This is a genomic window from Lentibacillus amyloliquefaciens, from assembly GCF_001307805.1.
GTDB classification, from domain to species: Bacteria; Bacillota; Bacilli; order Bacillales; family Amphibacillaceae; genus Lentibacillus; species Lentibacillus amyloliquefaciens.
The window spans coordinates 2,845,037-2,866,003 of sequence record NZ_CP013862.1 but is presented as its reverse complement, the minus strand read 5'-3'; the positions used below and the strand labels follow the sequence as shown (position 1 = coordinate 2,866,003).

23 protein-coding genes are annotated in these 20,967 nt (G+C 41.4%); 3 read left to right on the top strand and 20 right to left on the bottom strand.

Features of this window, described 5'->3' with window-relative positions:
* Nucleotides 1-137: 137 nt before the first annotated feature.
* Nucleotides 138-1,205, bottom strand: a complete 1,068-nt coding sequence (locus AOX59_RS14470; protein ID WP_068446628.1) for an AbrB family transcriptional regulator — start codon at nt 1,203-1,205, stop codon at nt 138-140.
* Between the two features lie 412 nt (nt 1,206-1,617).
* On the opposite strand from AOX59_RS14470, the gene sda reads away from it, so the two are divergent.
* Nucleotides 1,618-1,743, top strand: coding sequence for a sporulation histidine kinase inhibitor Sda (gene sda / locus AOX59_RS19305; RefSeq protein ID WP_082684218.1), 126 nt, complete (start codon nt 1,618-1,620; stop codon nt 1,741-1,743).
* A gap of 341 nt (nt 1,744-2,084) precedes the next feature.
* On the opposite strand, the gene AOX59_RS14465 is transcribed toward sda, so the two are convergent.
* The 3 genes from AOX59_RS14465 to AOX59_RS14455 all read right to left on the bottom strand — a co-directional run bounded on the left by AOX59_RS14465 (nt 2,085) and on the right by AOX59_RS14455 (nt 4,002).
* On the bottom strand, nt 2,085-2,807 hold the full coding sequence (locus tag AOX59_RS14465; protein WP_068446627.1) for a 3-ketoacyl-ACP reductase: 723 nt from the start codon (nt 2,805-2,807) through the stop codon (nt 2,085-2,087).
* 578 nt (nt 2,808-3,385) lie between these two features.
* On the bottom strand, nt 3,386-3,592 hold the full coding sequence (locus AOX59_RS14460) for a DUF5316 family protein (protein WP_068446626.1): 207 nt from the start codon (nt 3,590-3,592) through the stop codon (nt 3,386-3,388).
* Between the two features lie 29 nt (nt 3,593-3,621).
* Nucleotides 3,622-4,002 carry a hypothetical protein gene (locus AOX59_RS14455; protein ID WP_068446625.1) on the bottom strand — a complete coding sequence of 127 codons (381 nt, stop codon included), beginning with the start codon at nt 4,000-4,002 and terminating at the stop codon, nt 3,622-3,624.
* Nucleotides 4,003-4,105: 103 nt separating this feature from the next.
* Between AOX59_RS14455 and AOX59_RS14450 the strand changes: the two genes are divergently transcribed.
* Nucleotides 4,106-4,747, top strand: a complete 642-nt coding sequence (locus AOX59_RS14450; RefSeq protein WP_068446624.1) for a pentapeptide repeat-containing protein — start codon at nt 4,106-4,108, stop codon at nt 4,745-4,747.
* Nucleotides 4,748-4,835: 88 nt separating this feature from the next.
* Here AOX59_RS14450 and AOX59_RS14445 read toward each other — a convergent pair whose 3' ends face one another.
* The 15 genes from AOX59_RS14445 to AOX59_RS14385 form a co-directional block, all read right to left on the bottom strand.
* Complete coding sequence (locus AOX59_RS14445; RefSeq protein WP_068446623.1) at nt 4,836-5,606, bottom strand: hypothetical protein; 771 nt, start codon at nt 5,604-5,606, stop codon at nt 4,836-4,838.
* A gap of 39 nt (nt 5,607-5,645) precedes the next feature.
* Nucleotides 5,646-6,005: a hypothetical protein gene (locus AOX59_RS14440; protein ID WP_068446622.1), complete on the bottom strand. Its 360-nt coding sequence runs from the start codon at nt 6,003-6,005 to the stop codon at nt 5,646-5,648.
* Nucleotides 6,006-6,047: 42 nt separating this feature from the next.
* Nucleotides 6,048-6,212 (bottom strand): hypothetical protein, encoded by a 165-nt coding sequence (locus tag AOX59_RS20055; RefSeq protein WP_169792882.1) that lies wholly within the window; start codon nt 6,210-6,212, stop codon nt 6,048-6,050.
* 54 nt (nt 6,213-6,266) lie between these two features.
* A complete protein-coding gene (locus AOX59_RS14435) occupies nt 6,267-6,722 on the bottom strand; it encodes a putative immunity protein (RefSeq protein ID WP_068446621.1) in 456 nt (151 codons plus the stop codon).
* A 102-nt stretch (nt 6,723-6,824) separates the two neighbouring features.
* Entirely contained in the window at nt 6,825-7,148 is a 324-nt protein-coding gene (locus tag AOX59_RS14430) for a DUF3784 domain-containing protein (protein ID WP_335338790.1), read from the bottom strand.
* Nucleotides 7,149-7,164: 16 nt separating this feature from the next.
* A complete protein-coding gene (locus AOX59_RS14425; protein WP_068446619.1) occupies nt 7,165-7,416 on the bottom strand; it encodes a hypothetical protein in 252 nt (83 codons plus the stop codon).
* 271 nt (nt 7,417-7,687) lie between these two features.
* The gene (locus AOX59_RS14420) at nt 7,688-7,954 is read right to left on the bottom strand and encodes a DUF4190 domain-containing protein (RefSeq protein WP_068446618.1); all 267 of its coding nucleotides are present in this window, start codon (nt 7,952-7,954) and stop codon (nt 7,688-7,690) included.
* Nucleotides 7,955-8,154: 200 nt separating this feature from the next.
* Nucleotides 8,155-9,393 carry an IS256 family transposase gene (locus AOX59_RS14415; RefSeq protein ID WP_068445579.1) on the bottom strand — a complete coding sequence of 413 codons (1,239 nt, stop codon included), beginning with the start codon at nt 9,391-9,393 and terminating at the stop codon, nt 8,155-8,157.
* Between the two features lie 89 nt (nt 9,394-9,482).
* Nucleotides 9,483-9,656 (bottom strand): TIGR04104 family putative zinc finger protein, encoded by a 174-nt coding sequence (locus AOX59_RS19300; protein ID WP_082684217.1) that lies wholly within the window; start codon nt 9,654-9,656, stop codon nt 9,483-9,485.
* 138 nt (nt 9,657-9,794) lie between these two features.
* On the bottom strand, nt 9,795-11,279 hold the full coding sequence (locus AOX59_RS14410) for a flotillin family protein (protein ID WP_068446617.1): 1,485 nt from the start codon (nt 11,277-11,279) through the stop codon (nt 9,795-9,797).
* A gap of 291 nt (nt 11,280-11,570) precedes the next feature.
* Entirely contained in the window at nt 11,571-11,783 is a 213-nt protein-coding gene (locus tag AOX59_RS14405; protein WP_068446616.1) for a YjzC family protein, read from the bottom strand.
* Between the two features lie 146 nt (nt 11,784-11,929).
* Nucleotides 11,930-13,327, bottom strand: coding sequence for a purine-cytosine permease family protein (locus AOX59_RS14400; RefSeq protein ID WP_068446615.1), 1,398 nt, complete (start codon nt 13,325-13,327; stop codon nt 11,930-11,932).
* Between the two features lie 390 nt (nt 13,328-13,717).
* On the bottom strand, nt 13,718-14,650 hold the full coding sequence (locus AOX59_RS14395; RefSeq protein ID WP_068446614.1) for an aldo/keto reductase: 933 nt from the start codon (nt 14,648-14,650) through the stop codon (nt 13,718-13,720).
* A 63-nt stretch (nt 14,651-14,713) separates the two neighbouring features.
* On the bottom strand, nt 14,714-16,219 hold the full coding sequence (locus AOX59_RS14390; protein ID WP_068446613.1) for a potassium/proton antiporter: 1,506 nt from the start codon (nt 16,217-16,219) through the stop codon (nt 14,714-14,716).
* A 359-nt stretch (nt 16,220-16,578) separates the two neighbouring features.
* Nucleotides 16,579-17,367 (bottom strand): Cof-type HAD-IIB family hydrolase, encoded by a 789-nt coding sequence (locus tag AOX59_RS14385; protein ID WP_068446612.1) that lies wholly within the window; start codon nt 17,365-17,367, stop codon nt 16,579-16,581.
* 349 nt (nt 17,368-17,716) lie between these two features.
* Here AOX59_RS14385 and AOX59_RS14380 point away from each other — a divergent pair, with 349 nt between their 5' ends.
* A complete protein-coding gene (locus AOX59_RS14380) occupies nt 17,717-18,112 on the top strand; it encodes a (deoxy)nucleoside triphosphate pyrophosphohydrolase (protein ID WP_068446611.1) in 396 nt (131 codons plus the stop codon).
* A 21-nt stretch (nt 18,113-18,133) separates the two neighbouring features.
* Here the strand turns inward: AOX59_RS14380 and AOX59_RS14375 are convergent, their stop codons facing one another.
* Nucleotides 18,134-20,947 (bottom strand): DEAD/DEAH box helicase, encoded by a 2,814-nt coding sequence (locus AOX59_RS14375; RefSeq protein ID WP_068446610.1) that lies wholly within the window; start codon nt 20,945-20,947, stop codon nt 18,134-18,136.
* Between the last annotated feature and the right edge of the window lie 20 nt (nt 20,948-20,967).

The following is a 20,967-nucleotide window of genomic DNA, read 5'->3' as shown; positions in this document are numbered from 1 at the left end:
TAGGGTCACGCACAATGCGAGGATGATTTCAAGCGGACGAAAAAGTTTCAGAGTAAATCTTCCTTTCTATTAATTCTATCTCCTATATTACCGTGTTAGGGAAAAATGAACCAGTCATTCAACCGTTACATTCACCGTTACGAACTTCCTCCACGCCGCTTATTCAGCCATTTGAAGAAAAATGGCACAAAAAGCATTATACTTAGCAATCTGAAAAGCTGATAGCTGGTGACAACTGAGACATCACCGCCAATCGCTACTGCCGTCAGTCCCATCTCAACCATCCCGCCCGGTGCGGTGCTTAACAACGCTGTGTTGAAAGACAGTTCATACAGCCAAGCAAGACCATAGCCAAGTCCAAGACCGAAAAGTACTAGAACAACGACTGTTATGACTGTATAAGCCATCACCTTTTTCCAATCCGGCAACTCCCTCGGGCGCATTTGCAAACCAATATGCACACCGATAAAAATTTGCGCCAAATCAATAAACGCTACCGGAAGTTCAGGCGTCGGATAACTCCCAAACGTCATGGCTATCGTCAGCACCATCGGTCCGAGCAGCAGTGCAGTCGGGATTCGCAATCGGCCAAAAAGCCATGCAGCTGATACCATTAAAAGCGGATATAGAATGAATGTATACCAAGGCATACCTGCCCAACTGACAGCTCCGGAACCCAACCCATCCCGCAATGCACCCGATCCCCCGTCAAACAGATACACCGTTACCATTGGCACAAATATGACAATAAGCATCACACGCATGCTCTGGAGAAACATGATCACAGTCGGATTCAGACCTTTGATTTCATCCATGAGCACCATAATTTGCGACAAACCGCCCGGAATGCTACCGATCATACAGCTCGGCAAATCCAGCCCAGTCATTTTTGAAAAAATAAATCCCAGCATCAGGCTGAAGACAACAGTCAGAATCGTTATCGCAATCATTGATGGCACATGGTTCCCCATCTCAATCAACGTTTCCTGCGTAAATGATGTGCCGATCAGATAACCGAGCAGCACCATCGCAATTTTTCGAAATGTAAACGGCCAATACAGCTCCCGCTGGGTTGTAATACTCCATGCTGCAATGGCCACAAGCGGGCCGATCAGCCAAGGAAGCGGTATATTCATCACTGAAAATAAAGCAACGCCGGCCAGCGCCACAACAATCGCTTCAAAAAAAGCGCGCCATCTCTTCAATATGGTCATCTCCTCCAAATATGTAAAAAAGCACCGCCGCATCAAGTGAAACTTCACTCAGTGGATTGCCCTTCTCCACTGATTGTTAGTTGAACAGAATCAGACATTTGTAGGCAGTAAGACCCCCACCTAAATCTTTGTATCCTCGAATACTTGAGATGGGGGTCTTACTGCCCGTTACATGCGGGGCCAAAATGATGGTTCCTTGACATATTATAGACGAAAGAGTCGCGTTTGTTAAAGATGTGCATCCTTCAAGGTGCAACCATCTCCTGACGATTATTAAACGTATGTTGTTATTTTAATTTTGTCAGGAGTAAAGCAAAAAAGACGTTTTCTTTTATGTAAATTTGTATATATAACTATATACCCAGTATTTTTATCACGTTTAAAAAGGAGTATTTGAATAAACATGGAACATTTATCAAATGAAAGCTTATTGGAAGCCTATTACCAATCTAAAAAATTACAACTTGAAGAGGAATTTATTAACATAATAAAGGATGAATTAAATAAGCGATCCATCAGTTTTGAGTAATCTTTTTTAAATACCGCTCAGTCCACCTCTTTTATCTACCACTTCTTTGAAAGCCCTTTCCGCATAAAAGAACAAACCTATTAGAAAGTAAATGATTGTCAGTGTAAGTGCGTGTTCAAAAAGAGGATAAAAAGGACCGAGAAGTTCGAGGCAGCAAAGCTCCCGGTACCGGAACGTAAGCAGTTAATACGTGAGGAACGGAAAAGCAAGCCAACTAGAAACACCGAAGTGTCATTTTTACCGGACTTTTTGAACAACCTCTATAATTGATTAAGCAAAGAGGAGCCCCGTCAGTGAGGCAATCCCCCTCTATTTGTCAGCCAATAGTAGTTTTGCACTACTTAAAACGGGTTTGTCGCCCATTGCAGTGACTGTTTGATGAATATGCGCGGGTGCAGTTTCAACTGTGACACCATATATTCAGCCAAATCTTCCGGTTGCATGAACTTTTCCTTATCATTTTTATCAGGGTTATCACTGAAAATCATTTCCGTGCCAACCATGCTCGGGTTAAGCGTTGAGACACGGATATTGTGCGGGCGGACTTCCTGCATGAGCGCTTCTGTCATACCCTGTACAGCAAATTTGGACGCACTGTACGATGTCGACCCTGCTGTTCCTTTTAACCCGTTGCTTGAGGAAATATTCATAATATCGCCCTGATTTTTCTCAATCATTTGCGGCAGTACCGCACGTGTGACGTGATATGTTCCAAAGACATTCACTTCCAACGTATGTTTCCAATCATCCGGTTCAATATCAAGAAAATCACCATGCATGCCAACCCCGGCGTTATTAAGAAGAATATCAGCAGCGCCAAGGTCTTTCTGCAGCTTCTCGACCGCCTGATCCACCTGTTTCATATCGGCTATGTCACAAACAGCATAGTTTGCTTTCACACCCTGTGCCGCGGCCTCTTCTGCCACTGCCTTCAGTTTGCTTTCAGTCCGTGCGATTAGTCCGACATGAACACCTTCACGTGCCAGTTCAAGTGCTGTTGCCCGCCCGATACCGCTGCCTGCGCCTGTGATATAAGCGATTTTTCCTGTAATATCCTGTCCCATTTCATGTCATCCTTTCAATTCTAGTCATTACAATCATTGTACGTCCTGGCAAACTCATATTCCAGCAAAAAAATTTTTATTTTCGTGCTCCTTTTTTGATTTTCATTTCGATTATAGATATAGGAAGACTATCAAAAGGAAAAAGTTATAATTTTCAGGGGGGGAATCATGAACTAAATCAAACAGATCAACGCATTTTACAAACAGATTGAGTTAAATAAAGACTAAACTGACCCCACAGTATTTCCATAACAAAAGCTGCAGTAAAAATCAGAACCGAATGCACAAATCGTCTTACATCACTTCCTGGTTGGAAAAAGATTGCAGGAGAAGTCTTAGGTGTGTAGAATAAAATCAATAAAGACGTTTGGAGGATGATTATCATAATGGAACAGCTATTTACCGAAATTGATCAACTCCAAAGTGCATTTAATAAAAAGCGCCCAACCCCCACCTAAACCCCTTTGGACACTCGAATCTTTGAGGTGGGGACGTACTGCCCGTTACATACGGGATCAATGAAAAGTCCAATGGCTTTCCCAGCCCCCTGTCCAGCACCAATAAGTTGATTTGGATCCTCACAAAAAATAAATGAGAGCAGAGATGCCAAGTGAAACTAAACCAACCAATCCAAAATACAGTGCCGGTTTCAGTTTGACGCTGCGCGGATCGTGTTTTTCGGTATGGAAAACCGTTTGCTGCTGCTCTCCGCTCTTCAAACCGCCCATGAAAATATTCGCCATTACAATACATGCGATCCCAACAATCAGAAAAAACGTCATCATGGCTGCTGCCTCCTTTTCCAAACGACGTCTTAGCCTTCAACCATTTTGAGGTAAGGTATTTCTTTTCCGTCGACAATGGCGATGTATACAGGTGTATCAGTTTCATATATAATTGTTTCTGCAGGCAACTTGTTGGCTGTTCCACTTTTAAAACGATAAGCCTTATCAGTCTGCCGGGTTATTTCAGCAAACTCTTCACCCAGTGTATATTCCAGCTTCTGCACCCATTCTACATTCTCAGCATTGGAATAAATCAAGTCACCAATATAAAAAATATCGGCATCATCATGTTCCAAAAAATCACGTGGAGTGGGATTGCCAATCGTAGTTGAATTTTCACTGTTGGTACTACAGCCAACTGTCATAAGCGCCATCATAATCAATACAGCAAATAACTTTAGGGCTTTCATCTAATCACCACCATTTAATCAGACGATCATAAAGGCGTTAACATTTTTATTAAATATACTTACAAGTACATATCTATCATTTTTACGAAAGGGGACTGCAGCCGTGAAGAAGAAAAATAGACTTATCCAGAAACCAGATCTGCCGGATCAATTAGCTCCAATCAAAATTAATAAGCTGACAGACCAGTCATTTTATGAAATGGGCACTGTTAACGAAGGAATTGGCCCGGTGCACGTTGAAGACGTCCAGTTTGAACAGATCCATTTCAAGGATGTCACGTTCACTGACACAGAACTCCCTTTTTCCCAGTGGCTTGATATTATTTTCGATCATTGCGATCTCTCCGGTTCTCAGCTTAATGACGCGCGGTTTAGCCGGGTAGAGTTTCGCAATTGCAAACTGGCCGGAACCGACTTTGACCGGGCTGTCATGCACGATGTGACATGGACAGACTGCCAGGCGCCATATGTTCTTTGTAGTCTGACTGAACTTCGGGATGTGCAATTTGAGAATTGTTTGTTAAAGGGGGCTAACTTCATCGATGCCTCACAGAATAACCTGCAGCTGGGAAATTCAGACATTGAAGATGTCCAATTCACCGGCACCTCCTTAGAAAACGTCGATCTCAGCCGCTGCCGGTTCACTCATTTACACATTGAGGAGGCGGACTTGCGTGGTGTGGTGATTGCGCCTGAACAGGCTGCCGGGTTTATTGAAGTATTTGGTGTGAAGGTGAAGGATTAAGTGACAGAAAATACGCGTTCAAAATGCTCCAATTTTTTTGTCCTCCCCAAACGATTCGGCTTCAATCCTGTTATTCTTTCCTGATCGTTTAATTCTCATAATAGGCAGGCGTTTCTTCCCACCTCAAATCGCGGGCGGTTAAAGAATTACGATCAACCTCATATGCCATTTCATATGAACCTTCCTCCCCGTCTTTCTGCCATGTCTCAGTGAAAGTGACCCTATATGTGCCGTTTCCTATTGGCTCTGCCGCAGTTTCTTTCACAACATGATAGCCTTCAATCGTTTGTTCCGATTTGCCAATTTCTGAAGGAAACGGATCAGCGGGAGTCCCATTGCCTTCAGTCACCTTTTCAACAGCATCTTCCGCTGTGAACGGGGGCAAAGGTTCTGATATGATTTGGAAATATCCCCAGAACAAGCCACAAACCAGAATCGGAAATAGATAAAAGAACCCTATCTTTTTGTCCATGTTTAACCTTTTGCAGATCCATCTGTCCATGACAGCAAAGAAAACAGCAATCCCCGCTCCGTATAATGCCAAGTGCGGCATCTGAAACAACAAACCGATTGCTGAGCCAAAAACACCGTGCAGTCCAATATAAACCCAGGTCTTTGCGATATACCCTTTATGCTGCAGATATTCAATCCCAGCAGATACCAAATTCCCATAAATCAATATAACCGCGCCTGCATACATGACGAAAACAGTAAACCAGCCCAGAAAATCGGACCCCAAACCATGAAGGGGTTCATCCTTCATGCTGTCTAACGTCTGGAAAGCAAGTGGGATAGCAGTCATAATGATGACAGCAAACGTTACGGTTATTTTTCGTTTTAAAAGATTGACGATGTCCATTAATACCATCCTATGCTGCGATTTACTTTAGCAATCTAATCAGATCTCTTTTGCACCCTTTTCTTTTCGAATTGAAATAATATCAATGGTGCACAGTAGTACAACGACCCAAAAAGCGCTCTGGTTCACAGCAAATCCATGAGCAGACTCTCCGCCAAGTAATGTTAACACCACCAGTAATAAGACGAGATATGCCAATGGAAAAATTCGTTGAAAATGACTGTTACTTCCCTTGGACCTATAGCTAAGTGGGAGAATAACACCCAAAGCCACTAATAACGCCCAAAACACATATCCATTATTGATATAACCAAAAAAGGGATTGTTCGGAAAGAAGTCTGAAATGAGCAGAGCCGTTAATATTGTTAACGATATGGTTGGTAAAACATTTAATTTCATATAACTATCTGCCCCTTTTAACGTTAAAAAATGGATTCGGGATTAATTCTTCTCTTTCTGAACTGCCAGCATTTCTTTTAATGTCGAGTGAATATTTTGAAGGCTGATTAGTATAAAACCCAGCATAACAAACGTTATGATTTCTCCAGTTACTATAGAAACTAATCCTAATATAAGTGCGTATAATCCGTATAACCAGTTATTCATTTAAAACACCTCTTCTTGCCGATTACCTTTAAACTCAAAAATACACCGCTCCGATTAAACGTATTTTTTCAATTCATGTAATTGCCACTGTCTCTCTTCAGTGATTCTGTTCATGTCATCTGAAGAGTCAAGGCCTACTGCTTTAATCGCATAATCAGCGGCGACCATTGCGTGACCTCGCATATGCCCCACACCAACAGCCTGTCCAGCCGCTCTTGCCGCAGCTATTGCCGTTTCACTTTTACATTCTCGTGCAATTTCATGTACTTTGAAACCGGCCTGCCTGACTTGATGGACGGAAGCCTCTCCGTTTTGCCATAGTTTATTAACGTAAAAGCCATTCTTTATCTTTGTGTTGTCCGGGAACTCTATTTCAACATAAGACAGAACACGCCCCGCAACACTTAGCGCCCACCCGGCCAAATCAGCATGACTAATCAATTCCGTGTTTTTTTCGACTTCATCCCGCAATTCCGTATGGTCTGTAATTTTAATTTTTGGTCTGCTCATCAATAGTCGCCACCCTTGTTAATCCGACAATATTCCCCTTTTAGGCCATCCATTAATTCATTAAGAAGTGCATCAGCTCGCAGCGCTCCTTATGATTTGTTTTCATACTCTATTCTTCCATTTCCTAAACCGGTTGCCTGTATTAATATAAATAAGCATAAATATCATAATGGCAATGAACAAAACAAGGCCAACGGTAAAAAGCCATGTGATTTCCAATGCTTCACTGATTACCCAGAGAACCATACTGGCTGATAAAGCAAACATCACTTTTCCCATAAACTTGCATAAGGCGATCGTGTCATATTTTTCTTTTTCTTCCTTCGATTTCGTGTTGAAGCCGGCAATCAAAAAGGAACCTCTTCCATTTGATAGAATAATTCCCAGCACAACAAATAACAGGATAATAATACCAATCATTTTCATCACACCATACAGTCCTTTAATATAGCGATGAATAGAGTTTCTTCGGAATGAAATAAGTAATTGTGGCAGCAGCAAAAGCAATCAATAACGTGAGTAGAAAAGAGCTGCCGCTGCTTCTAATAATGGTTTCTTGAGGGGCATCAGCGCTCATCTTCCATGCCTCTTCAATATCTGGTGTATATGCATATGTTAGAACCAACCCGGATAAAATCTGGAACAACACAAATAGCAGTATAAAACTGATCGCAAAAATAATATATTTTTTCATTAATGACACCTCTCAATCTTGATTAACCCCGTTAGTTTAACGTAAAAGCCTATTTGACAATGATGAGAATCCTATTTGAGAAGCAAGTCCACTGCTTGATAATCGCGCGATGATGGTGGGTTTTCGCGCGGTGCATGCTCGATTTCGCGCGGTGATGGTGGAGTTCGCGCAATGGGCGCCAAATTTCGCGCGGCCTTACCATTATTCCGCGCGATGTGAGCACTGCGCGAATCTTAGGAAAAGCTCCTCTCCCGTAAAATTCACCTGCGTCCTAAACAGCATTAACAAACATGAAAAACATGATAACCCCCATTATAATCAAGGCTTGGATCACCAGTCCGACCAAACTGCAAATGAGTCCTGAAATGGCCAGTCCGCGGCCCAGTTCATGTCCTTCACTGACTTCCTTTGTTGCCCTCTGTGACATGACAATACCAATGATGCCAAGAAATAGTCCTATAAACGGTATCACAATGGACAGAACTCCCAGGGTCAGCGAAATGACTGAGGATCCGTTTGTTTGTGCGTTATCGTTCATTTGAATTACACCACCTTCACCAAGTGGGGTTCTACCAGTAAGGCTCCTGTTCATTTGATAATTGCAAAACAAATGGATAAAAGCATAGCATGATAGAAGTTAACACAACGACAAGGATTATAGCTATAAATATGGACAAATCCAGCCAAGTGACAAAAGGCAACAGGAGGGTTTGTCAAATAAAGTGTGTAAATTATAATTCACGCCAGATATTTTAAAACCCTATCCTTAAGACTCTCGTGTACGAGGAGCTGATTCATTACCATTGCCCAGTTTTGTATATGGCCACCATCCCATTTGGTTTCCAGCTCTTTGATTCGCAAATATAATACTTTTAAAAGGGCATTTTCGTTTGGAAATGCTCCTTTTTTGATCACTTTTCTAAAGCTGGAATGGATGCTTTCTACCGCGTTGGTCGTGTACATCACCTTACGAATGGCACTGCCGTAGTCATAAAGCTGCTCAACGTGATGAAAGTTTCTTATCCAAACATCAATTGCTCCTGGATAGGCAGCCCATTGTTGTTTGAAGGATTCGAATGCACTATGACAAGCCTTAAGGCTTGGTGCCGCATATACTTTTCTTAATGCTTTGGTGAATGCTTTATAATCCTTGCTCGGAATATATTTAACAGAATTACGAATTAAGTGAACCATACAACGTTGTACGATGACATTAGGGAAGATAGACCGTGCACCATCCTCTAAACCGCTCACACCATCCATCGAGATAAAGAAAATGTCTTCAACGCCTCTCGCTTTGATTTCATCAAAGATTTGCATCCATTTATGTTTACTTTCTGTCTCATTTAACCATAATCCCAGAATGTCCTTTGTGCCTTCCATTGTGTAGCCAAGAATCGTATAAACGGCATATTTCTTTGTCTCATACTGGTTTCGAATCGTTGTATACATGCAGTCCACAAACACAAAGGCATAACAGTTACTCAGCGGTCTTGTCTGCCATTCCTCGAGTTCAGGGAGGACACTATCCGTAATATCAGAGATCATATCGTGGGAAACCGAAAATCCATAGATGTCCTCAACAGTTGAAGAAATATCGCGTTGTGACATCCCTCGTGCGTACATGGATATTACCTTGTTCTCAATCGCAGAAACGTCTTTTTGACGCTTTGGTATGAGTTTTGGATCAAAGGATCCATCACGATCTCGAGGCACCTGAATAGCGACTTCACCTGAACTGGTCTTTACTGTTTTATCGCCGTATCCATTCCTTCTGTTTTCTGTTTCCTTTTCGGCTTTATTATTGGATTCATAACCTAGGTGATGGTTCATTTCGCCTTTTAACATCGATTCAAACATTGGCCCAAATATATCCTTCAGTGCATTTTGCATATCTTCTACAGTCTCTGGTTGGTAGTTTTCTAGTATTTGGTTCGCAAGCTCAACAGATTTTGTATCACGCTTCGACTTCGCCAATAGAACAACCTCCCACTCATTTGTTTTTATTCTACCAATAAAAAACTAAACTGCGAAGTAAGAGCCGTACGCACTCTCACTTACACAGTTTAGTTTACACTCCCCAACAGTACCAAGGGAGTCAAACCAACGAGACTGCCCCGGCGCCGTGATGATGCTGATTCATATTGATTAGCGCCACAATGCGGGCATTTCAATTTAAATAGTGTTTTAACCGTTTGTTTCCAAGTCCATTCTTTACCGCAATTTTGACAAACAGGCATTTAATATCCACCTTTTTTCAAACGATTTAACATAAACACTCTAATTTCTAACATGCCAATTCCTCTTAAAAAACTCGGGCTTTCACCATTCTTTAAGTGAAAGCCCCGGTTTCTCCATGTACTCAACCATGATGCGTTCTACTGTTCATTATGGTCGCTATCTGCTGCCTCATTATCATCCTCATCCGATCCTTTGGCAGCTGATGCTTCCTGGTAATAGTTTTCCTTCTGTGCGCCAAAGTGATCAGCATTGCCGCGGGACACATAGCTCTCAAGCATCGCCTTCAGGTCCATACCGGTTGTTTCCTTTAATGATTCTTGAATTCCAAGCATTGTCGACGTAACACTATTGGCTACCTTTGACGTACCGCCCTGTGAGTCACTGCCGCCCATATCAATCACTTTCATATCCTGAATCTGAGAAATCGGCGCGGACACTTTTTCAGCATACTCAGGCAGGACATTGATAAGCATTTCCATAATCGCCGCTTCCCCGTATTGCTCCATTGCCTGGGCCATGCGTTCTTTGGATTCTGCTTCGGCAATACCGCGCTGACGGATAACTTCTGCCTCTGATTCACCTTTAATACGCTCTTTCTCCGCATCTGCCTCAGCTGCTCTTGTCGTTTTATAAGCTTCCGCATCAGCGATTGAGCGGCGGCGTTTATTTTCCTCTTCTTCCAGTTCAACTGCACGCTGTTTTTCGATATATTCGACTTTCAATTCTTCATCCTTCACCTGCTGGGCAAGGCGCTGCCGTTCCAGTTCGCCAGCCTGTTCAGCATTTGCTCTTGCACGATTGGTTTCTTTTTCAAACTCAGCTTCCTTAATATCTTTATCATTTTTGGATTGGGCAATCGCTGTCAGACGGCGGTTTTCTTCATCTTTTGCTTCCTGATCATTTTGTGCCTGATAAATCCGTGTTTCTTTTTCCGCATCAGACTCGGCCTGATTCGCCATCTTCTGTACTTCGGCAATATGCGGACGTCCAAGGGCATCGATGTAGCCGTTTTCGACATCCACGTCTTCCACATCATTCAAAGCAAACGATGTGATTTCAAAACCCATACCTTTCAGATCCGCTTCAGCAATCCTCTTCACCTGTGTATTGACTTCTTTAAAATCGTTATAAATCTTTTCAATGGAAAGCGATGCAATAATCGCACGCAGATGACCGTTTAAGACATCCCGTAATTCGGATTCACGTTCATCCTGTTCTTTACCGAGAAATTTCTCAGCAAAATTGGCCATGATTGCCAGTTCACTGCCGATACTGATGACGGCCGTGCTGACAACGCGCACCGGGATGCCTTCCTTGGTGTATGCCTTCTCTGAATCAACCTGCAGCTGGAAAGATGTCAAATCAATGGGTGTAGCTGTCTGAAACATGCGCAGGCGATACCCGCCGCCGCGAATAATTTTAACCGAACGTCCATTCTCGTCCTGAAAAACATTCCGCTCTTTTTCCGGATCACCAAGCTTCGGCCCGGTAACGACGAGTGCTTCATTCGAGCTTGCTGTTTTGTAGCGAAGCCTGAAAATAATAAAAGCAATTGCGCCACCGATAATCGCAACAACCCCGATAATCGCGAGAATCATTAAAAATAATGCATCTTGAAACAAAAAAATCCGCTCCCTTATAAATTATGAATCCATACCAACAATCTATGTATATGAATCTATATTACAGTACGATAACAAAACCAATCAAGTTTCAACATTCGTACAATTCTTTTTTAACACTGAAAAATTCTCCACCCTTAACTTATTCCGATATGATATTATGTAGAATCGGAAAATAACGTTTTTCTCTTTTGTAAGTCGCTAATATCTTCTCTATTCATATGAAAAAAGCTGCCAGTTCAAAAACAGCAGCTTCTCTTAAGTATTAATGGCGTAAATTTTCACCGGCCATCAGTCATTGGCTCTTCCCTGAACACCCGGCCTGGACAGATCACGCTTATTGACCCACACACGTTCCGGATTGGCGTTTTCAGGGAATTTGTCACCTGCGTTCATTTCAAGCTGTCTCGGGTCATTCACATTGCTCCCTGTCTCACCTTGTTCGATATACACGCCATTATTCGGGGCCTTTTGACCGCCACGGAAGCGGGATTGTTCACCCATCTTCATCACTCCTTCAGTATATATATCCTTAGTTTGCCTGATGCAGCTATGATTATGAGTGGAACGCAGAAAAACGGTAAAACAAATAAAAAGGGACAGCTGCTCACCACGATTCACATAGTGGGCAGCCGTCCCCCTTTGCCTCTTTAAGCAATATAATCTTCTTTTGCCACATCTTTGTTTTTGTTTTTAATATAATATTGTCCTTTAGTGGCTATAGCCAATGTTACGGTTAATACAGCAGCCAGAAGTGCTGCGAAAAATGCAGCGGTACTTTGCAGGAATGATCCCATGAAACCTAATGCGGCCGCCGTTCCCAAAGCACTCGCCACTATTAAGGATACAACGCCCACCGGGTTCCATTTATACAAATTCTCCTGGCGTGCTTCATAGTAACCCGGACCAAGTTTTAATATTTTTTTAACAATAACGGCATCAGCCACCAATATAGATGCCCAGGTCATCAGAAAAACCCCCTGGAAAGTCATAACCGTATCCAGATGATTGACGATGCCTGCAAGCATTAAAACCATAGCGGTTATTCCTGTTACCACAACCCAAAAACGTCTGCCCGGTGTAAATTTAAAAATATTTTCAAAGAAAGAGGACAGAGACAGGGAACCGCTGTATATATTGGTAATATTAATTCTTATTTGTGTCAGCATTGTAAATAATGCACCCCAGATACCAAGGAGAAGTACAATATATACGCCTGGATTTGGCTCTCCAAGACGAACGCCAAACAAAATACCAAGACCGCCCATGACACCAAAGCAGAAAATCTGAGGAATAAAGCCAATAGCGAATATCCCTACTTTTGTATCTTTTGGTTTTAGAAAACGGGCATAATCTGAGGCAAGCAATGGTGTCAGCCCCATGATTCCGTGCTGCATTCCAATACAAAGCAGCAACGCCGTTCCGCCAACCTGAACTCCCTCCGGCATATAGTTCCAAAAGGCACCATCATAGGTGGAAGGTGTGAGTGCAGCCATAATAATTGCTGCAATTAGAAATACGAAGAAGAGCGGCAGTGACCATTTCTGCAATTTATCCAATTGTTTAATGCCAAACCAATTTAATGGAATGACGATTGACCCAAAGACAACAATTAATAGCCACTCCGGAATGATAGGGAAAAAATTGTGAACGGCAGCTACGAGGATTAAACCCTCCAGTGCACAATACATAATAAAATTCGTGGCGTAAATAAAAGATGTTAACGAAGCGCCCACATATCCAAATCCGCCGCCGCGGGACAACAGGTTAACGTTCATTCCAGACTTAGCGGATAAGTATGCAATAAATGTTCCCAGAATACCTGCGACAACAATAGCGTATATAGCTGATATGATAGCATTAATTGCCCCAAATTGAAGGGCCATCACACTCCCCATTTGAAAATAAAAAATCGCCGTTGCAATACCAAACGTAATATTTGTAATGCTTAACCAACCCATGTTCCTTTTTTCACGGGGAACCCGGTCCAGGGAATAATCACTATCCATTTCTTCACTGGTTTGTTGTTTAGTTGGAACAGATTCCATTGTATCACTCCTATTCTTGTTAAGAATTTCACATTCTTTTCCTGTTCAAAATGGGAAACACAATTTTGCCGCAATGTTATTAAACCTAACACTCGGGGTCATAAGGTATCAAACCGAGTATTCTTACATATATTGTGGTAATAATGTGAAAAACGTCTTTTATCTATGTATAACTGCTTTTATCGTAGTGATATGCCCATCACATTTATGTAAACGCTTCATTATTGGTGCAGCTGACAATGAAGCGTTTAGGCCAATTAAATAGTCGATAAAGGTCGTGAAAAACTGAACTTATACGGAAAGATTGTTGCAGAAGAAACAAAAAGAGGCATAAAGCATAACAAAAACGTACAGGACTGTAGACACAGCGCCTGTACGTTTCTCACTTTCTTATTGAAAAATCCGGTCAATTTCATGGATTTCATTATCTGTCAACTGAACATCCAATGTCTTCTGATTATTGAGCACCTGCTCAGCCCGCTTGGCACCAGGGATGATAGCATCGATCGCATCTCGCCTCAGGTACCAGGCAAGCACGACATGTGCGACTTCTGCACCTTTTGCATCAGCGATTTGTCGCAGTTTATCCACCTTTGCCAGATTTTCCTCAAAGGCATCTCCTTCAAAGTATGGCATTCCTGAACGTATATCTGTGAATTGCGCATTTTTATCATATTTACCTGCCAATAGTCCCGCCGCCAGTGGAAAGAAAGGAATAAACGATATCTGATGCTCTGTTGTGTAAGGGAACAGCGCCTTTTCCGCGCCCCGGTTCAACAGGTTATATTCACCCTGATAAACATCAACATAACCGTCCTGGTTGGCTGCTTTCAATTGATCAGGGGTGAAATTGGAAATACCGATGGCACGGATTTTCCCTTCATCTTTTAATTCTTTTAACGCACCGACCGCTTCTGCTTCAGGTGTTTTTTCATCTGGATAATGGATATACATTAAATCAATATAGTCGGTCTGGAGGCGTCTCAAGCTGTTTTCAACTTCCTGCTTTAAAAAGGCCGGTGCATTGTCATTTTTCATGCCGCCATCTTGAAAAATCGGCGACACTTTTGAGGCAATGACCAAATCAGAACGTTTGCCGCTTGCTTTGACAACTTCACCAACTAATTCTTCCGACCGTCCCTGGCCGTATAAATAAGCTGTATCGAGAAAGTTGATGCCATTATCGATAGCTGTTTGGACAAGTTCTTTTCCTGTTTCTTCATCTGTGTCAGGAAACAGGTTATGCCCGCCGACTGCGTTTGTTCCCAGTCCAACCGGATTTATAGATAGATCGGTTTTGCCTAGTTGTACTTGTTTTGCCATATTGATCTGTCTCCTTTTGTAGTGTCTAAAGTATATTGCATGCAGGAAATGTTATTTTGATCGCTATTCCCTTTTACTGCCGAAAATTTTCCACCATCTTTTCTTCTTCGGCTTTTCCTTCTTTTCTTTCTTCCCTAAAAAGACTTCTCTGACTTCAGGCCGTTTTTCTCTTTCACTGAGAACAAATAGCATATCACCGGTTTCAATCATCGTAGCCCCGCTCGGCGTGATTAATTCTTCATTCCGAACAATGCCAATGACCAATGTATCATTCGGCAGCGTAATGTCTGTCAGTGTGGACTGAACGACCGGTGCTTTTTTGCCGATTGGCAGTTTGATGATTTCAGAATTCGTGTTGCCCAAATGGATCATTTCAAAACCGCTCGAATCAAAATCCGTCCCTTCCTCTGTCAATCCCAATTTTGATGCAAATGGTGATAGTGTACTTCCCTGTACGAGAGCCGAGATCAAGACAACGAAAAAGACCGCATTAAAAATCACATAAGAATTTTCAACACCCGCTATAATCGGGTAAGTTGCCAGGACAATTGGCACGGCACCTTTCAACCCTGTCCATGACAGAAATACCTGTTCTTTCAAATTGTACTTGAAAAATACCATACATAAAAAGGTTGCAATCGGCCTGGCCACGAACATGAGGATAATCGCTAATAGAATCCCTTGCCAGCCCACTTCTAACAAATCGCTTGGGAAGACGAGCATTCCAAGGAAAATAAACATGATGATCTGCATCATCCATGCAAATCCTTCATTAAATCGAACGATTGAGAATTTATGCATCAAATCACTATTCCCAACCAGAATACCCATCACGTATACGGCTAAAAATCCGCTCCCGCCCAGATAATCGGTCACGCCAAATGTTAAAACAGCGCTCCCCAATGCCAGTAGCGGGTACATCCCGGAGACATCCAATTGTATTTTATTGATTAAGAGCACACTTAACCGGCCAAATACCAAGCCGAAGATCAAGCCAAATCCCATTTGGAGAAAAAAGTCGCCGACCGCCGACCAAATCGTGGTGTCCGGAACTTGAATCATTTCAATAAACATAACGGTCAAAAAGACTGCCATCGGATCATTCGACCCGGATTCAGCTTCCAGGGTTGCCGTCAATCGCTTATTAATATTTTTACTACCAAGCACAGCGAAGACCGCTGCAGCGTCAGTTGAACCAACAATCGCCCCAAACAGCATACCTTCCAGCATGGTCAAACCAAGAATATAATAAGCTGCAAATCCAATAATAACCGAGGTAATCAAAACCCCAACAGTTGCCAGCACACTCGCCGGTGCAACGACCTGACGCATATTATTCCATTTCGTCTGTGTACCACCCTCAAACAGGATGATAATCAGCGCCATGATACCGACCAACTGGGTAAGTTCCACATTCTCAAAATAAATGAATTCGTTGAGGATCATCCCAACAAACAAGAAAAGAACAAGTGAAGGCAAGCCAAGACGAGCCGAGAATTTTGTTGTAAACACACCGACAAGGAGCATGATTGCGAACATTAATACGAATGATGTTACAGAGGCATCCATGGAGCAAGTCCTTTCAACTATAGTCTATTCATAGTTTATCGAATTTCACCATCTAAAACAAAGAATTCAGTTTAATGGAAGGTTTAGATGACCGGATATTACGGCTTATAGCGCGGATGATCCGTGCTGTGTTTCGGTAATTTTTTCAGGGGAGATAACCGGTGAAAAGCAATTATGTTGTGAACTGGATGTGGTTGGATAAAGTGAATCTTCAATCAGTTGGGGGTTTACTGCTATTACATGCGGGATAAAAAAGTAACCCGTATCGAAAGAATGATTGGGGTGTAAAAAGAGAAGGCATATGTGGTCATCTGCAAATCATGTCTTCAAAATGTTTACAGTTTTCGTTTCACCAGACCTCACATGGCAAATGACTGGATCAAGTATTGCTCAATAAATTCAGCCAAGCCGTCACTTTCATGATGGCCCGTAACAAAATTGGCTGCTGTTTTCGTTTCCGGCACAGCATTTTCCATTGCAACACCTATACCTGCGCCGGTAAGCATTTGGATATCATTCGGACCGTCCCCAATGGTTGCTGTTTCTTCAGGATTAATGCCAAAAGCTCCGATCAGCGTTTTGATAGCTGCCCATTTCGAAACGCCGGGCGCAACAATCTCAAACCCGTCTTGCCAGTTAATAACATCCGCCTCCTCACTGAACAAATGTGACATATGCGAACCATGACGGCCGGTCTTGACAGTGTATTTCAACACGTTACGGTAATCCGCCTCCCGCAAATCACCGATATACCTTGGCGGAACTTTGCCTTCCCTGGTCCACACATCGACCTCCTTAGACGTTCTGTTGCAAAAGAGTCCATCAGTTGTGTGTACAATGACGTTACAGGAGTTCTCATTGATAATCCGATGGAAACGCCCTTCATCCAAAATAACGGGTTTCTTACCGGCAATATCACCCGTGATCCCATCGTGAATCGAGGCACCATTTAAACAAATCATTGGCGTCTTCAACCCAAGCATACGGTGATAAGGTGCCGTAATCTCATATTGCCGTCCTGTAGCCAGAAATACCTTTACTCCCTGATTTATCAGCCTGTTAATTGCTTCCGCATTGCGCTGGGAAATCTCGTTTGATGACGTCAGCAATGTTCCATCCATATCAATGAACATAGCACGTATACTCATGTTTCTTTCCTCCTTCCTTTTGTAAATCAAGCATAACAACTGAATGTAAAGTGGGAATTAATATGGTGTTAGGATTTGGTGAAGATTTGGAGGGAGAATTTTGGGAGCGCATAATTTAAGGTGATGTAGAAAAATACCGCCAGTACTGATACACCGGCGGGTGAATAGCCCGATTCCTTCAAGGTGTCGGCACTAAAAAAAGATAGGCGCTCCCGAATGTCTACTAAGTACTCAAGATTGGAATTTTTTATCTAATAAAGACTTTTTCATGAGTTATTCATCCACCTACGAGTGACTATATAAAATCTTAAGTCATTGTGCTAAGATAACCTAAAGAGGAGGTCGTTTCATGAAAAAAACAGTAAAAGTAGTTGCAGCTATTATCGAAAATGAAAATGAAGAAATATTATGTGCACTCCGCTCTCCAGAAATGTCAATCCCAAACACGTGGGAATTTCCAGGTGGAAAAGTTGAAGATGGTGAAGACCTTTTCACCGCATTAGAACGTGAAATTACAGAAGAATTTACTTGTACAATTAAAGCATCAGAAGTTTTTAATGAAAACGTTCATGAGTACGATACTTTCATTATCAATCTTATAGCCCTTAAAGCTAATTTAATTGAAGGTGAACCAACCTTAAACGAGCATTCCAAAGTTATTTGGTTAAAGAGGGAAGACCTGCAATCACTCTCCTGGGCTCCTGCAGACATCCCGGCAGTAGAACAGCTAATTAAAGAAGTATAGGCTTCTCCCTATAGAAGAAGCCTATACTTTTTCTGTTAGTTCAGTATATAGTTGTTGTGGGAGTGTATTCTCCAATTCCAGTTGTACTTCGATCGGTTTTTCTCCTTTAAAGGAGATCGTGTTACCTTTTCCAATATAAATGTACGGTTCGATACTATTCTTCTCGATCTCTTTAAATTTCCGAACAAATAAATGTAGATTAATCCCTCTATCCTGGTTAAAAATAATATTTTTACCTTGATCCGTACCTTGAGATGTTTTATTTGGTGTTTCCCATTGAAAATGAATGCGATCTATAATTTTATCATTATAATTGATGCTCTCCTTTATATCAGCTTCTTTATGTAAGTCAATATAAAGAAAATAGTCCTTCCCATTTACCAAAAGCCCAGAACCTCGGAAAGAACTATGAGTTTTTCTAAAATTTGAAAGTAAAGCTGCATCCATCATACGATACTGCTCATATAGTTTAAAATGAGGAACACCTAAATAGTCCTCTCCAAATTCTCTTTCATACCTAAACAAGCCGTACTCAATAACATCATATAGATATCTCTTATAATTAGGGTTTGCTAAGAGCTGTTCAAATAAGTGAGACCTGGTAAGACGCTCTCCATGTAGGTTTGCTAACTTAGGAACCCTTTTTTTCTGGGTGTCGTCAAAGAATTTCTGATTCAGGAACTCCATGGCATGAAATACACTATCCTCGTCCACCATTTCTACCCATTTCAAAATCTCTTGCTCAACTTCATCTATCGTTACCGAAGGATGTTCCAACAAATAGTTTAATATAATAAAGTCATAGATTCGCTTTAATGGTAACATGCTGGATAGCCACTTCAATACCTTTTCAAAGCTTTCATAGGCTAGTAACTGTTGTAGCTGTTGATCTTTTTCCACTTTTGCCACAAAGTTTAAGTAGGACTTTTCTTTATCAATGAATCTTACCGGATCGGGTGCTCCATCGTACTTATAGTAATCCATCAACAAGTCAGGTACTCGGCCACTGTTCATTTTCTTAAACTCGAAATACTCCTCTTTTAAATACTTCATCGACGTGAACTTCTCCTGATCAATTTGTGCCAAAATACGTTCCTGTGATATTTTATCCATTTGAATATGAGTAGCACCTGGCAGATGTGCAAATCCTGTAGATATTGCTACCTTCAGACTTTCCTTATCATAATAACGATTTCCATTTAGGGCTATCGCAATTAAGAATGTCTTCGTATGATTCCCTATGAAATCAAGTACTGTTAAGAAGGATTTGTCCTGATACTTTCTCAACCCACGCCCTAGCTGTTGAATAAATACGATCGGGGAGTTCGTTGGTCGAAGCATTAAAACCGTATTAACAGAAGGTATATCGACTCCTTCATTAAAAATATTTACTGTAAAAATTACTTGTAACTCGTTCAAATCATCTTCCAGTTCTGCTATTCGTGCTTCTCTTACAGGCACGTCGTCCTCCCCTGACAAATATGAGCTTGGAATACCACGGTTATTAAATTCTGCTGCCATATAACGGGCATGCTCCTTACTGGCACAGAATCCTAAACATTTACGTTTCTTTCCATCATGCCCATAAAACTTCATCTTTTCGATAACAAAGTCTACACGCTCGTTGACTTTAAGCCGTTTTGTAATTTCATCTAAATCATCAACGGGAACATCACTAAGATCAATTTCATCAATATCCGTGATCCCAAAGTAATGGAATGGAACAACGATGTCATCTTCTAGCGCATCGTGCAAACGGACCTCAAGCGCCACGTTAAAATCAAAAATTCCAAAGATAGATTGACTGTCTCCACGCTCAGGTGTCGCTGTCATTCCTAACATGAAGTCAGGTTTAAAATAGTCAATTACATGTTGATAAGTTTCCGCTGTAACATGGTGCGCTTCATCATAAATAATATAATCAAATTCATTTGAATTGAACCTATGATAATATCGTGAAATCGTCTTATTCGTCGCAAATATATAATCTGCATCAAAATCTTTCCTAGTCCCTGTTAACATTCCAAATGTTAAATTACTATTTGGAAGCAGCTTTTCGTACGTTTCCTTCGCTTTTGCCAAAATCTCTTCACGGTGAACGACAAACAGAAGTTTCTTAGGCTTCAATTTCTTTACATCAAATGCGGACATATATGTTTTCCCTGTCCCTGTCGCCGCTATTACCAAAGCTTTTTTCTCGCCCAGATTGCGAAGCCGTTCCAAGTTTTCCATCGCCTTGTGTTGCATTGAATTAGGAACAATGTACTCAGCTTTCTCATAGATCATAGTTTGAGAAGAAGTTACGCGATCAATATTCTTAATAAACTGTTTATAATCCTGTATAAAAAAATCATCAACAACTGTACTTCTATCCCATAATCCATGGAACTCCGAAATTACTTGCTGGATAAAAGATTCATCATTTTTTGAAATAATCTCAACATTCCATTCCACATTACTTTTTAACGCAGATTGAGTAATGTTTGAGGAGCCAATCATTACTTTAAAATAATCATCATATTCAAATATGTATGCTTTTGTATGGAACCCAATATTACGCTCAGTCACAAAAATCTTCAAATCTATATTCTCAAATTCTCGTATTCTATCCAACGCTTTTGGTTCCGTGAAATTCAGGTAAGTAGAAGTAATAATTTTTCCTTCTACTCCCCTTTGTTTCGCTTCCTTCAATGCATCCAAAAGAAGCTGGAGACCACTGAAATTAACAAAGGCTACACTAAAATAGAATCGATTACATGTTTCCAAGGAAGACGTTAATTCTTTTAGTAGATTTGTTTGCTCAGAATTTACAATTAGATTGTTTTCTTTATACATTTTCTCACCTCCTACAGTAG